The 13,533-nt window shown below is 50.4% G+C and carries 17 protein-coding genes and 1 riboswitch; of the genes, 3 read left to right on the top strand and 14 right to left on the bottom strand.

Annotated features, from left to right (window positions below; genetic code table 11):
* The first annotated feature begins 2 nt into the window (after positions 1-2).
* A complete protein-coding gene (locus WN59_RS07385; RefSeq protein ID WP_046515133.1) occupies positions 3-881 on the top strand; it encodes an SDR family oxidoreductase in 879 nt (292 codons plus the stop codon).
* A gap of 39 nt (positions 882-920) precedes the next feature.
* On the opposite strand, the gene WN59_RS07390 is transcribed toward WN59_RS07385, so the two are convergent.
* The 4 genes from WN59_RS07390 to WN59_RS07405 all read right to left on the bottom strand — a co-directional run bounded on the left by WN59_RS07390 (position 921) and on the right by WN59_RS07405 (position 3,802).
* Positions 921-1,457 (bottom strand): DUF402 domain-containing protein, encoded by a 537-nt coding sequence (locus tag WN59_RS07390; RefSeq protein WP_046515135.1) that lies wholly within the window; start codon positions 1,455-1,457, stop codon positions 921-923.
* Between the two features lie 170 nt (positions 1,458-1,627).
* Positions 1,628-2,401, bottom strand: coding sequence for an SDR family NAD(P)-dependent oxidoreductase (locus WN59_RS07395; RefSeq protein ID WP_046515137.1), 774 nt, complete (start codon positions 2,399-2,401; stop codon positions 1,628-1,630).
* 19 nt (positions 2,402-2,420) lie between these two features.
* The gene (locus tag WN59_RS07400) at positions 2,421-3,140 is read right to left on the bottom strand and encodes a YebC/PmpR family DNA-binding transcriptional regulator (protein ID WP_046515140.1); all 720 of its coding nucleotides are present in this window, start codon (positions 3,138-3,140) and stop codon (positions 2,421-2,423) included.
* A gap of 47 nt (positions 3,141-3,187) precedes the next feature.
* Positions 3,188-3,802, bottom strand: coding sequence for a Bax inhibitor-1/YccA family protein (locus tag WN59_RS07405; protein ID WP_046515142.1), 615 nt, complete (start codon positions 3,800-3,802; stop codon positions 3,188-3,190).
* Positions 3,803-4,059: 257 nt separating this feature from the next.
* On the opposite strand from WN59_RS07405, the gene WN59_RS07410 reads away from it, so the two are divergent.
* Positions 4,060-4,968, top strand: coding sequence for a LysM peptidoglycan-binding domain-containing protein (locus WN59_RS07410; RefSeq protein WP_046515145.1), 909 nt, complete (start codon positions 4,060-4,062; stop codon positions 4,966-4,968).
* Between the two features lie 37 nt (positions 4,969-5,005).
* Here WN59_RS07410 and WN59_RS07415 read toward each other — a convergent pair whose 3' ends face one another.
* From WN59_RS07415 to WN59_RS07430, 4 genes are all read right to left on the bottom strand, one after another.
* Positions 5,006-5,929: a Rossmann-fold NAD(P)-binding domain-containing protein gene (locus WN59_RS07415; protein ID WP_046515148.1), complete on the bottom strand. Its 924-nt coding sequence runs from the start codon at positions 5,927-5,929 to the stop codon at positions 5,006-5,008.
* Positions 5,930-5,986: 57 nt separating this feature from the next.
* The gene (locus WN59_RS07420) at positions 5,987-7,138 is read right to left on the bottom strand and encodes an MFS transporter (RefSeq protein WP_046515151.1); all 1,152 of its coding nucleotides are present in this window, start codon (positions 7,136-7,138) and stop codon (positions 5,987-5,989) included.
* Positions 7,139-7,296: 158 nt separating this feature from the next.
* Positions 7,297-8,487 carry a dicarboxylate/amino acid:cation symporter gene (locus WN59_RS07425; protein ID WP_046515154.1) on the bottom strand — a complete coding sequence of 397 codons (1,191 nt, stop codon included), beginning with the start codon at positions 8,485-8,487 and terminating at the stop codon, positions 7,297-7,299.
* 75 nt (positions 8,488-8,562) lie between these two features.
* On the bottom strand, positions 8,563-9,078 hold the full coding sequence (locus tag WN59_RS07430) for a GNAT family N-acetyltransferase (protein WP_046515158.1): 516 nt from the start codon (positions 9,076-9,078) through the stop codon (positions 8,563-8,565).
* Between the two features lie 115 nt (positions 9,079-9,193).
* On the opposite strand from WN59_RS07430, the gene WN59_RS07435 reads away from it, so the two are divergent.
* Positions 9,194-9,478 (top strand): hypothetical protein, encoded by a 285-nt coding sequence (locus WN59_RS07435; RefSeq protein WP_017547798.1) that lies wholly within the window; start codon positions 9,194-9,196, stop codon positions 9,476-9,478.
* A 59-nt stretch (positions 9,479-9,537) separates the two neighbouring features.
* Here the strand turns inward: WN59_RS07435 and WN59_RS07440 are convergent, their stop codons facing one another.
* The 6 genes from WN59_RS07440 to queC all read right to left on the bottom strand — a co-directional run bounded on the left by WN59_RS07440 (position 9,538) and on the right by queC (position 13,418).
* Positions 9,538-10,176 carry a queuosine precursor transporter gene (locus WN59_RS07440; protein ID WP_046515163.1) on the bottom strand — a complete coding sequence of 213 codons (639 nt, stop codon included), beginning with the start codon at positions 10,174-10,176 and terminating at the stop codon, positions 9,538-9,540.
* A 55-nt stretch (positions 10,177-10,231) separates the two neighbouring features.
* Positions 10,232-10,720, bottom strand: coding sequence for a preQ(1) synthase (gene queF / locus WN59_RS07445; protein ID WP_046515167.1), 489 nt, complete (start codon positions 10,718-10,720; stop codon positions 10,232-10,234).
* A gap of 85 nt (positions 10,721-10,805) precedes the next feature.
* A riboswitch (PreQ1 riboswitch) is annotated at positions 10,806-10,852 on the bottom strand.
* Between the two features lie 59 nt (positions 10,853-10,911).
* Positions 10,912-11,544 (bottom strand): DsbA family oxidoreductase, encoded by a 633-nt coding sequence (locus WN59_RS07450; protein ID WP_046515171.1) that lies wholly within the window; start codon positions 11,542-11,544, stop codon positions 10,912-10,914.
* Positions 11,545-11,632: 88 nt separating this feature from the next.
* Positions 11,633-12,352 (bottom strand): 7-carboxy-7-deazaguanine synthase QueE, encoded by a 720-nt coding sequence (queE, locus tag WN59_RS07455; protein WP_046515174.1) that lies wholly within the window; start codon positions 12,350-12,352, stop codon positions 11,633-11,635.
* Positions 12,349-12,759 (bottom strand): 6-carboxytetrahydropterin synthase QueD, encoded by a 411-nt coding sequence (queD, locus tag WN59_RS07460; protein WP_017547793.1) that lies wholly within the window; start codon positions 12,757-12,759, stop codon positions 12,349-12,351. The genes queE and queD overlap by 4 nt, the downstream gene beginning before the upstream one ends.
* The gene (gene queC, locus WN59_RS07465) at positions 12,759-13,418 is read right to left on the bottom strand and encodes a 7-cyano-7-deazaguanine synthase QueC (protein ID WP_046515179.1); all 660 of its coding nucleotides are present in this window, start codon (positions 13,416-13,418) and stop codon (positions 12,759-12,761) included. Before queC ends, queD begins: the two co-directional genes overlap by 1 nt.
* Between the last annotated feature and the right edge of the window lie 115 nt (positions 13,419-13,533).

Below are 13,533 nucleotides of genomic sequence, written 5' to 3' on the forward strand. Positions count from 1 at the left end.
AAATGGCAGAGAAGAACAAATTCGAGAAAATAGACGAACAGATTGACGGTTACACGCTGGACCGGCAGCCGGGCTTTGAACGGGAAATGGATCCCAAGCCCCTATACGAGGCGGAGTACTATAAAGGCAGCGGGAAACTGAAGGATAAGACAGCCATAATCACCGGGGGCGATTCCGGCATCGGCCGTGCTGTCGCACTGCTCTATGCAAAGGAAGGGGCGGATGTCGTCATCGCCTACCTTGACGAGCACAAAGACGCTGAAGATACGAAGGAAATGGTCGAAGCCCACGGTGTCAGATGCGCCATCTACCCGTTTGATGTGAAGAAGAAAGAGGAATGCGGTGCACTTGTGGATTTCACTCTCGAGAAATTCGGGAAGCTGAACATCCTCGTCAATCACGCAGGCGTGCAGTATCCGACTACGGATTTCCTGGACATTTCGGAGGAGCAGGTAAGGGAGACATTCGAAACCAACATCTACGGCATCATCTTCCTGACACAGGCTGCCCTTTTGCACCTCGAAAAAGGCGACAGCATCATCAACACGACGAGCATTACAGCATACAACGGCTCGCCTGACCTCATGGATTACTCAGCGACAAACGGGGCCATCACTTCGCTCACACGTTCACTCGCGGGCAACCTGGCAGAAAAAGGCATCCGTGTAAACGCAGTCGCCCCCGGCCCGATCTATACCCCGCTGATCCCGGCAAGCTTCAGCGCTGAAAAAGTGGAACATCACGGCGGCACTTCGCCGATGGGACGCCGCGGTCAGCCGTCGGAACTCGGACCCGCCTATGTATTCCTCGCCTCCCGGGACGCAAGCTATATGACCGGGCAGGTCATCCACATAAACGGCGGGGACTATATGACAAGTTAAGGACGAGCACGATGAAACGCCGGTCATCGGACCGGCGTTTCATCGTTTCATATCCAATTGTTCCAAACAGTGTGACGCCATTCTCTCGAAGCAGCCGAAATCCCTTTCCAGCTCATCCATGACCCCGTTTGCTGCCGCATAGGCAAAATCGAACTGCTCCTTTGACACTTCCCGGCGTTTATATGCACGCTTCAGATCACTCTCATCCACGAGCTCGTACTGTCCGTCAGGCAGTGCCAGCACATCCAGATATATATCCTGCCTGCGGGCCTTCCCCAGTTCCAGGAAATGTTTGTAGTTGATATCAAAATAGTACTGGAGCGCATTCCACTCTTTATCATACATCACTGTGATGCTGTAATTGCGGCCCTCCGGCAGAATCTGCAGCCAGCGGAAACCCGCATCGCAGACCAGTACATCCTGATTAAGTATAGGCACCGTAAGCGGCGACCGGACTGCCTTTATCTCTATGATGCCTGTGAGTATCTTTTCACCGTCATACTGGATGATCTTTTCATGGTAATCGGATTGGAGGAGACGTCTCCACCCTCTTTTATCGAGATACTTGGTCTTCATCACACTCATCTCCTTCCCCCAATTATACAGAAATCGCAGAAAGAATGTGAAGGGAAATGACCCCGGAAGGGCTGCACTATTCAACACCAGGTATCATGTATACAGCTGAAGCTTCTAATTCGGCAGCTGAAATGATTTTTGACAATAAGAAAAACACCCGAAGGTGTTTCTTATAAAGCGTGCCCGGCACCGCCGTCAATGTTGACAGCGGCCCCGCTTACGTATGATGCAAGGTCCGAACACAGGAATGTGATGACATTTGCCGCTTCATGTGTATCACCGATACTGCCGAGCGGTATATTGTGCTTATCAAGCCGGGAATATTCCTCCCAGCTCAATTCGGGCGCGTCATTCTGCCATTTTTTCATGATCTGGTCGCTTTTGATCAGACCGATGCACACCGTGTTGACCCGGATGCCATATTGTCCGAGGTCTTTGCTCATCGCTTTTGTCATAGCCATCCCCGCTGCACGGGAAACCGTGGTCGGAAGGGAGGAGGCGGGCGGCGTCTTGCCGAGCACTGCCGTCATGTTGAGTATCGCTCCGCCCCGTTCTTTCAAGTACGGCAGGGCTGCCTTGGATACCTTTACCGCCGCCATCAGCTTGAGGTCGATGTCCTGTTCCCAGTCTGGAATATCCACTTCATCAAATGGTTTGGCGAACGAACCGCCGGCATTATTGATGAGGACATCGATCCTGCCGAATCTGCTGATGGTACCATCGATGATTTCATCCGCAGCATCCTGGGCTGTCACATCCATCTGGATATAATCCACCTCACCATGCTGTGAGATTTCTTCTCTGGCCCTGATCAGTTCTTCCTCACCCCTGGCAACAAGCATGACTTTCGCCCCGAGCGCGGCCAGCTGGCCGGCTGTTTCACGTCCGATGCCTTTGCTCGATCCTGTAATTACCGCCACTTTGCCTTCATATCCGAAATCCATATGCTCTCCCCCTTGTGAATTAAGCTCCCAGATTGACGTTATGGTGGATGTTCGACACATCTTCAAGATCATCCAGTGCCTCGACCAGTTTCTCGAACTGCTCACGCGCTTCATCATCCAGGCTGACCTCATTCTGTGCAATCATCGTATGCTCCGCGACTTCGTATTCATCGACACCCATCCCGTCCAGGGCGCGCTTCACTTCGTGGAAGGCCTGGGCCACTGCATACACGACTGTATATCCATTCTCTTCAGTGACATCCTCGACATCCACATCGTTCTCCATCAGATACATCATCGTCTCTTCTGAATCGAACCCTTCAAAGACGAATACCGCCCTTGATTCGAACATATAGCTGACTGCTCCGCTGACACCCATGTTACCGCCGTTTTTACCGAAGGCGGCCCGTACATCAGAGGCTGTCCGGTTGACGTTATTCGTCAGGGCGTCCACTATCAGCATGGAACCCTCTGGTCCAAAGCCTTCGTAGCGCAGTTCATCGAATGACTCATCATCGCTGCCTTTGGCCTTGTCAATCGCCTTGTCGATGATGTGCCGGGGTACGGAATAGGTCTTCGCGCGGTCCAGTACCGCTTTGAGCGCCTGGTTGCTCTCAGGGTCCGGCTCGCCTTTTTTGGCCGCGACATATATCTCACGGCCGAATTTTGCATTCACCCGGCTCGTGCTCTGGTCCTTCTGAGCCTTTTTCTCTTTAATGTTATTCCACTTTCTTCCCATGTTCTTATCTTCCTTCAAATCAGATTTCTTTTATATAATATACCATCTCAACGATTTTTATTCATGTAGCGGTACAGTCTCAGCATGCGTTTGATGATGATGAGCAGGTTGATGAACAGATTGAAGCCCATTTCCCTTTCGGAGAATTTCCTGTTCTTCATCCTGTTGAAGTCATACATGGTGAACAGCACATACAGGATGAGTCCCACAATCGTTATGCCCAGGTGCAGATATGGCAGATCGATGAAGAAGCTCATCAGTGATGCAAAGATCAGTACCAGCAGCGCGACGAATAAATACCTGCCCCAGTGCGTGATGTCCCGCAGGAAAAAATAGCCGATGACACCAAAGAACAGGAAGACAAGTATCCCGAGCAGTACGATGCGGTAGAATACCCCGGGGCCGAAATCCCTGATGAACGATTCGAACAGGCCGTAGGAGACCAGCCCGATCAGGATTGCATAGATATGGCTGATGATCGGGCCGCTGCGGTTGAATCCGCGTACGAACAGCGAAATCATCAGGATGCCGAACACCACCATGGATGCCGTCGGCCGCCATGCATCGGGCAGATACTGGCCGAAATAGGTACCGATGCCGAAAATTACCCAGTAATAGGCAAAATACAGCCATACGAGCTTCAGATTTTTTGAGTTGGCCATCCAATGCCTCCATTCATATATCTTTAACTACCCTGAAATTTCCTCTGTTAACGTCTCAGTACAACATTTACACTGCTGGAATTTTCAGATTATATACCAAATATTTTATTTATATTACAATTGCATTACAAAGCGCCATTATCTTTCAGTATCTGCTATCATATTCAAAGTGAACTACAGACATCTGAAAGTTTTTGAACATAAACATAATGGAATACATATAATATTATTAGAATTCAGGGAGGATAACAAATCAAATGAAAAAAGTCATCACAGCACTTACAGCAACAGCTGCTTTTGCCGCCTACGGCATGGCGGACGACGCTGAAGCATCATCTACATATAAAGTAAAAGGCGGGGACACACTCTGGAAGATTTCCCAGGAAAACGGTGTATCCGTTTCACAGCTTAAATCATGGAATAACCTGTCTTCAGATCTGATCCTGATCAACCAGACACTGACAGTGAGCAAAAGCGGCTCCGCAGGTTCATCTTCATCATCCAGCAGTTCGAACAGTTCCAGCAGCTCAAACAATTCCAGCAGTTCAAGCAGTCAGACAGGCGGTACATACACTGTAAAATCCGGCGACACGCTCAGCAGCATTGCAAGGGCCCACGGCATGAACTACAGGACTCTGATGAACAACAACAATATTTCATCACACCTGATCTATCCGGGTCAGAAGCTTACTGTGAACGGCAGCTCTTCATCAAGTTCCAGCAGCTCCCAGTCTTCTTCAAACAACTCTTCTGCATCTGAGAAAAAAGAAGAGTCGAAGAGCCCGTCAGTATCTGCTCCATCACCGTCCAACGTATCCTACGGTAAGAACTACTACTATTGGGGAGACTGCACATGGTACGTCTTCGAACGCCGTCAGCAGCTCGGCAAACCGGTCGGCAACAACTGGGGCAATGCATCCAACTGGGACAACGCGGCAAGAAGTCAGGGCTATTCAGTAAGCAGCAAACCTTCAGTGGGCGCAATCCTGCAGGCGAATGCATGGACAAACTTCGCATGGGGCATGGGCCACGTTGCGGTAGTAGAAAGAATCAACTCCGACGGTTCCATCCTTGTTTCTGAGATGAACTTTGGCAGCGGCCAGGGCGTCAAGACTTTCAGGACAATCAGTTCCTCCCAGGTATCCGGACACAACTTCATCCATTAATGACAAATCCCCCTCAGATTGATCTGAGGGGGATTCTTTAGTGTCCCGGTCCGTTTCTGCGCTGTTTTGATCCGCTTCTCGGTGCTTCGGTATTGATGATCATCTCCACCTGGTATATACGGTTGACGAGACTGTGTATCGGTGCCTGTGTCATCATGTAGACTGCCCACGGCAGCTTGGGTTCAAAATCGTGCAGTGCTGTGATGAATTCGTTCCTGCCGGTAAGTGCACGGAACTCGAGTCTCGGTGTCTTGTTCGGTTCCCTTTTCGACAGCCCGCCGCCTTTTATGCGGTATATTTCCACGCCGTTGTAGCTTGCTTCCCCGTCATACTCGATGATCAGGACGGGACGGCCGATTTTGGCAAAATGCACTTTTATAAGTCGGCCGGAAAATTCCACATTGATCATTCCGTACAGTATCTCATCCAGCCATTCGAAATAGTACTGCCCGACATCCTTCACCGTCCAGCCCGGCGGCAGCGGCGCCCGCTGCACACTCCTCACATTGTTGTAATCCGAAGTCTTGTACGACAGGTTCTTCCCGTACCTCTTCACCGGTGTGGAAGTGACATTCACATCCGCCCCGTATGCACCGAGTACATCCTTCATGTAATCCGGGCTGACTTCATCCTCCACAAATATGATCTGATGGACTTCATTCATTTCACACGCCCGTGCGATATTATCCGCAATCAGCACATACAGATCTTCGAAACGCCCCTGTGTCAGACGGTTCAGCCGCATGATCGGGTCTTCGAAAAAGATGACGGCATCGATATCCGACAGCGCCTTTTCCACTTCCGGAAGGATGAACAGATCGTTTTTCAAAAGCGTGATGTCGAGATTGCTGTCATCCTGGTTCGGACTGGAAAAGGCGAACAGATTATAACTGTCTTTCAGTTCATGGTAGAGATGCTGGCCGATTCTGCCGTGTATCCCCATCAAAAGCAGGTTTTCCATAGTCTCACTTCCTTACTTAGTACTGATTACCCGCGTATGCAGTATTTAAAAACACCATTACAGTGCTTCAACATTCCCCATCGATTTCCTGTGGGCAGTGAAGATGATGCTGAGCAGCAGGATGATCGTGATGCCGATGAACAGGAAAGGCGTTTCGAAATAGGTGGCGAAAATCCCTGACAGGAACGATCCTGCCACGGAACCGATCGAAAAGTAGGAATAGAATATTCCGTTCGCTTTGCCACGCTCGTGCATCTCCGTATTCTGTCCGATGATCTTATTCATTGATGGGAAGATGAGGCTGAACCCTGCGCCATATATCACCATGGTCATATACACCAGTGCTGCCGAAGGGATGAAATGCAGCAGTATCATCGATATGCCAACAATGAAAATGCCCGTGCTTACGAGGACGACCGGACTGTATCTGCTGTAGATCCGGTTGAACGGCGTGGCAAATACGATGATGGCCGTGATGCCGAAGACGCTCAGCATCACCCCCGTGGACTGGTCGGACAGACCGAGGGCCGCGGTCTTCAGCGGCAGGCCGAAAGCCAGGGAACCATTGGAGATCATCAGCGTGAACGCAGAGACATATGCCACGATGAGTGACGGCCTTTTGATGATTTCCCAGTAATTTGTGGAATAGTGGATTTCTCTCGTCTCCTCTGTCGTACTTTCCTTCACCGTCAGCAGCAGAAGGAGCAGCCCAAAGATAAATATGCAGGCGAGGACAAGATAGACCATCTGGTAGCCGGCCTGGCTTGAGATGATTCCGCCAAGGGCGGGGCCTGCTACCGCTGCTGTGCCGATCGAGACACCGGTCAGCGCCATGGAACGGCCGATTGTCGCCTTTTTGGATATGTCCGCCACCAGGCTGAATGCAGCCGGTGTCAAAAGACCGCTTGAAAACCCGTGGACCACCCGTATGAGGAGCAGCAGGCTCACTGACGGCACAATCGTGTACGTCAGGATGATCAGCACCTGGAGCGCCATGCCGAACACCAGCATATTCTTCCGGCCGATCTTATCTGAAAAATACCCGCCGAAAACGTTTCCCGCCATGTTGAACAGTGAATACACAGCAACAATGATACCGGCTGTATATTCACTCGCTCCGAGGGAAATCGCGAACGGTGTGATGATCGGAAGCTGGATGAACAGATCCAGGAAGCATATTACAATAATTATATATAAAAATTTGTGCATTTGAATTTTCCTTTAACTGATTTTTACTGCCACTCTGTATTATAACAATTTTTCAACGCCGGCGGGACTGGATGGCTCAGGCGATGACACTCATTTTGTAGAGGTGTGAAAATAAACCAGCCGCCGGGTAACGGTATGTCACCCGGCGGCTGTGTCATTCACGCCTTCTTATTCAATTTTTGTTCATATGCATCGATGATTGCGCTGACAGCGCCGTCGCCTGTAATGTTTGCAGCTGTGCCGAAGCTGTCCTGCGCCATGTAGAGCGCAATCATGAATGCAACCGCCGCCTCACTGAATCCGAGGTTCGACATCAGTATGCCGCTCGCAGCCATGATTGCGCCGCCCGGCACCCCCGGTGCAGCAATCATTACAACACCGAGCAGCATGATCGTGCCGAACATGGCTCCGAATCCTGGCAGGTCATATTCCGGAAGCACCGACATCACTGCGATTGAGCAGCTGACAATCGTGATCGTACTTCCCGAGAGATGGATGTTTGCACAGAGCGGAACAACAAAGTCCGCAATCCTGTTGCGGATGCCGTTCTGTTTGGTCTGTTTGAGCGTTACCGGAATTGTTGCAGCACTGCTCATCGTGCCCAGGGCTGTGAAATAGGCCGGAATCATGTTCCTGATCATTCTGAGCGGGTTCTTGCCCAGTGCGGCACCCGCAATCGAGTACTGGACAATGATCCATACCCAGTGCAAGAGTACAGCTACAAGCAGGACGACACCGAAGACTGCAAGTGTTGTAAAGATTGTCCCTTCTGAAGCCATTCCCGCGAACACTCCCGCGATGTAGAACGGCAGGATCGGGATGACCACTTTCTCGATGAGGAACTCGGTGATGTTCTTCCCTTCTTCGAACCATTTTGCCATCAGCTGTGACTTCGTAAGTGTGATGACAATGCCGAACGCAAATGCCAGCACAAGCGCTGTCAGAATATCCATAAGCGGCGCGATTTCAAATTCAAAAAATGGTTCAAGTCCGCCGGACTCTTCCGGCACACTGCCGCCGTCCGTGATTTTTGGCATTACGAACATCGCCACGAGATAAGCCAATGTACCGGCTCCCAAAGTTGACAGGTACGCCGTACCCAGCGTCGCACCGACAACTTTGCCCGATCCTTCCCCGATTTTTGAAATACCGTTCGTGATGAAGAACAGGATGATCAGTGGAATCATGAAGAATATGAATCCGCCGAGCAGTGATTCTATCGTTACGAACAACCTTGCAAGCAGCGTAAGGAATGTTTCCAGCCCCCCTGTTGCATCCACCCCATAATACAGTGAACCGACCGTGATACCGACGATGATACCAGCAATCAGCTTAAGTAATAACTTCACCTAAAATTCCCCCTACTTATGTAATGATTCCATATTACCTCATTGGCATGGATAACAGAAGGTTTAAATTGTACACTATTTGTCCATTTTGAAAACCTTTTCATACGCAACGTACCAATCGTCTTCATTTTCATCCAGATGAAGCCGGCCTCTGAATTCAAAGCCCCGCTTTTCAAACTGGTACTGCATTTTTTCATTTTCCAACGATGTATCGGTGTGAATACCCGCATATCCTGCATCCACCAACATGGATTCTACACTTTTCACCATATGTCCTGCAAATCCTTTCCCCTGGCTTTCCGGGTCCACCGCCATCCTGTGCATCGCTGCGCTTTTCGACTGCGGAACCTTCCATCCAATCTTGCCATAGGCTTCCGGATGTTCATCATCAACCACGACGAAACCCATTATTCCCCCTTCCTCTTCGTATACATGGAGGGAGCCGTTATTACAGTCCTGCTCAAAACGCGGCAGCCCGGGGTATGCATCACTCCACTGCGTATTGCCCGCAGCCTGCATCAATGGCACGACCGCCCTTGTTATTTCCATCACGCGCGCCAGATCGTTTCTTTCCGCTTTCCTCAAAGTCATATTGATCTCTCCTTCAATTTTCTCACAAATCTCTATTTTCACTATTTTACTGTTCATATGTGCATATCAATAGTGTATAATGTGATTGAGAATTATTACAGAGGGGTTTTGTAAAATGTTTAAATTCGATAAGTATACGAGGGCCTACCACATCTCAAACATGATTTTCTACCTGTTCACACTGGTTGTGATTGGTCTGATCTACGTATACGGCTTCTATCCGCCCATTGCCGAAGTGACATCAGGGGACTTTTTCGCAACGTTCGGACTGCGTGAATTCGGGGGATCACTGTTCTTCCTGGTGCTCATAATCGTGCCGCTCATGGTACTGTTCGGGGCAGCCTACCACCTGTATAAAGCCGCTGCATTCGGGAAGCATCCGGAAACTGCGGAAAACTGATATAAATGAAGGAAGAGCCGGCGCATCTTGGCGCCGGCTCTTCTTTGTTGCCCGATAATTCACATCTGGACCCGGGTTTCATAACCCGCATCTCCCTCTTCCCTCACACGTGCCATCCTGACAAGCAGATAGACTATCGGTGTATCAAAAAGTACAATGACCATCTTGGCGGCGTACTGCGCCGCAATCATCCCGACCATCGCTTCAAAAGACACTGTGCCAAAGAAGGCGATGGTGATGAATATGACCGTATCCACGAGTTGCGTGACACCAGCCGACACATTGTTCCTGAGCCACAGCCTGCGCTTGCCGTGGCGGGCTTTCAGCCTGTGGAATATCGATACGTCGAGATGCTGGCTAACCATGTACGAAACGAGGCTGGCAGCGATGACCTGGAAGCTCCCGCCAAGTATCATTTCATATTCCGCCTGCATGGTGAAGGCGGGGGCCGGCGGCAGCTCTATCGCCAGGTAGATGAACAATAGAACGACGAGCTGCGTAAAGAACCCCGCCTGTACCATCCGCCTTGCGTTTCTTTTGCCGTATACCTCCCCGACGACATCGGTGATCAGAAACGTTGCCATGTAGACGATGACTGCAGCAGGAAGCATGAACTCCCCCACCGCGAAAAGCTTGACTCCCAGGATGTTGGAGACGACCAGCAGTCCTGAGAAAAGTGCGGTCAAATAAAATAACATATATCATTTCCTCCTCATATCTTCAGGAAGAAATCCTTATCAGCCCTCTAAAAACTCAGCGGTTGACCACGTGCTCCGGGTACATGTCGTGGTTCATCATGCGGTGTTCAGCCATGCGCTCATATTTCGTCCCGGCGCGCCCGTAGTTGCAGAAGGGGTCGATCGAGATACCGCCCCGCGGCGTGAATTTGCCCCATATCTCGATATATTTCGGGTCCATCAGTTCTATCAGATCATCCATGATCATGTTCACACTGTTTTCATGGAAACCGCCGTGATTCCTGAAGCTGAAAAGATACAGCTTCAGAGCTTTGCTCTCCACCATTCTGATGTCCGGTATGTAGCTGATGTACAGCGTTGCGAAATCGGGCTGGTTCGTTATCGGGCACAGCGTCGTAAATTCCGGACAGTTGAATTTTACGAAGTAGTCCCGGCCCTGATGCTTATTCTCGAAAGTTTCCAGCACATCCGGGTTATAGTCAAAATCATATTTGACCTCCTGGCTGCCGAGCAGGCTCAAGTCTTTTGTATAATCTTCACTCATCATGATTCTCCTTTTCAGATAAATGCATTTTCCAATAAAAAATGCCATGCACCCCGTCTAAGGCACATGGCATCAATGATCGATCCGCGTCTTAGTTTTTTATAGAGGGTTTGGGCTAAGAACCTCTTCACTATTCATTTGCACCTGGCATATTATACTATATCCATTCATCAATTGGAAGAATGCTTTTCCTACTCCTCGCTGGCCTTGGTCAGCGCTTCCTTGAATGCCTGGGGCGGCTGTGCGCCGGAGATACCGTACTTCCTGTTGATGACAAAGAGAGGGACACCCTGCGCACCAAGCTGGTTCGCCACATTCTGATCTTCGATCACCTGCTCCTTGTACAAATCGCTGTCAAGCATTTCACGGACTTTTTCCTCGTCGAGTCCGAGACCGGTGCCGATCTCGACCAGCTCTTCTGTATCAGCGACATTGACGCCGTCTGTGAAATACGCTTTGTAGAGACGGTCCATCGCTTCGGCATCCAGCCCTTCCTCCCGGGCAAATTTGACAAGGCGGTGGGCATCCCTCGAGTTTGACGGCACCACTTTCTCCATATTGAACTCAAGTCCGGCAGCTTTTGCTGTATCAGCGACCTGACTGTTCATGATTTCCGCTTCCTTGACACTCTTGTCGTATTTTTTGGCGAGCAGCTCAGCCATAGTCTCATCCGGTTCCTTCTCTGCGGTCGGGTCGAGCTGGAAACTGCGGTAGACAACCTCCAGCTCATCCTTCCCGGCAAATTCCTCTACTCCCGCTTCAAAATTCCGCTTGCCGATATAGCAGAACGGGCAGCCGATATCCGACCAGATTTCCACTTTCATATACATGCCTCCCTGCCGGTTTGTAAAAACCGGTTATTTATGTATATTGTAACAGGCCCGGCGGCCTTTATCCTGTTGTCTGCCTCGCTCAGACTCCCTGCTTGTTGCTCCACAGCAGCGTATGGAGCTGAGGCAGCACCCGCGCGTCATTCATGCGCGCATCACCCATCGTCATCTCCACCAGTTCACCATAGCGTCCGAGAAGTTTTTCCGTATGGTTCACAACATTTTCCCCAAGATACGGGTTGCCCGTCTGGAGGTAGAACGGAACCGACGGATATTTCATGTGGACATATGCCGCGTATTCAAAATCCCTTTTGTCGAAGACCACCACTTTGAGGTTGTAAGCCCCGTAACCCGCCTCAAGCCCTGCAAGGACGCGGTCAAGCCGGTCAAAATCCGTTTCCATGCCCGAGCTCGGCGGCTTCGGGCTGACGGTGACATCATCCACCCGGCCCATCCATTCCTGGAATACTGTTCCCTGGGTCTCCATGGCGAGTGCAATCCCCCTGTCTTTCGCAGCCGTCACAAACGGCTCCAGATTTTTAAGGAGAGCCGGGTTGCCGCCTGAAATCGTGACGTGATTATAGTTCCCTGCCGCCAATCCATCCAGTGAGCGGAAAATATCTTCGGACGTCATCATCCGGATGTTCTCCTTCTGGGATCCGTCCCATGTAAAAGCCGAATCGCACCAGCTGCAGCTGTAGTCGCAGCCGGCAGTCCGCACAAACATCGTCTTCTGCCCGATGACTGCACCCTCTCCCTGGAATGTAGGTCCGAATATTTCAAGTACCGGCACTTTCATCATTTCCTGAACTCCTTTGGACGATAGATTACATAGCTCGAGGGTGTCTCCCTCAGAAAAACCTGAAGGCATACAGGCCGGTTATCCAGCGTCGCCAAATATTCACTGACCATTTCATGGATCGTCTTCGCCAGAGTTTCCGAAGTCGGTGGTATATCCAGAAATCGCGGGTGGTCGTTCAGCAATGTATGATCGAAAGCTTCATCGATCAGTTTCTTGACATCCGAAAAGTTCACCAGGAACCCGAGGTCATCCAGCATGTCACCTGCTATGGTCATATTCACGAAATAGGTATGCCCGTGTATATTGGCACACTTCCCTGCCCGGCGATTGGGAATATGGTGTGCAGCCGAAAAGTTGAGATCTTTATTGAGCTCGTATTCAAAGTCATGCACAGGTGTCTGGTACATCATGAATCCCCCTCCCTTTCCTCAATATATGCATCCAGGCCATCGCTCCGCAGCCTGCACGCGGGGCACTCGCGGCATCCGTCGCCGATTATCCCCTCATAGCATGTCAGCGTCTTCTCCCTTATGTAATCTAGCTTCCCGTAGCGGTCGGCAAGCGCCCACGTCTCTTTCTTATCCAGCCACATCAAAGGCGTTTCAATGACGAAATTCCCATCCATGGCGAGGTTGGCGGTGACATTCATGGATTTGACGAAAATATCCCGGCAGTCCGGATAGCCGCTGAAGTCTGTTTCGCATACGCCTGTAATGATCGTTTTTGCCCCTGTCTGGTAAGCCAGCGCCGAAGCGAACGACAGGAAAAGCATGTTCCGTGCCGGTACGAATGTGTTCGGCATCTCCGTATCTTCCCCGCTGATCTCCATATCATGACGGGTCAGTGCGTTCGGACTCAGCTGTCCGAGCAGCGACATGTCCAGCACATGATGCCTGAGACCGTGTTCTGATGCAATCTGTTTTGCCACATCGATTTCAAGGCTGTGCCTCTGCCCGTATTCAAATGTCACGAGATCCACTTCATCATAATGCGCCATCGCGTGAAACATGCATGTCGTACTGTCCTGCCCGCCTGAAAATACTACCAGTGCTTTTTTCTCTCTCATTCTATAGTGTCCCCCAGCAATTCAATGGTAATTATATGAGTTTAACAATTTTCACCGGCCATTTCCACCGCACAGTCCGGCCGCCGTAAAAAATATATGATTTTGTTTAATAAAT

The sequence above is a fragment of the Salinicoccus sediminis genome, from assembly GCF_000986795.1.
GTDB classification, from domain to species: domain Bacteria; phylum Bacillota; class Bacilli; order Staphylococcales; family Salinicoccaceae; genus Salinicoccus; species Salinicoccus sediminis.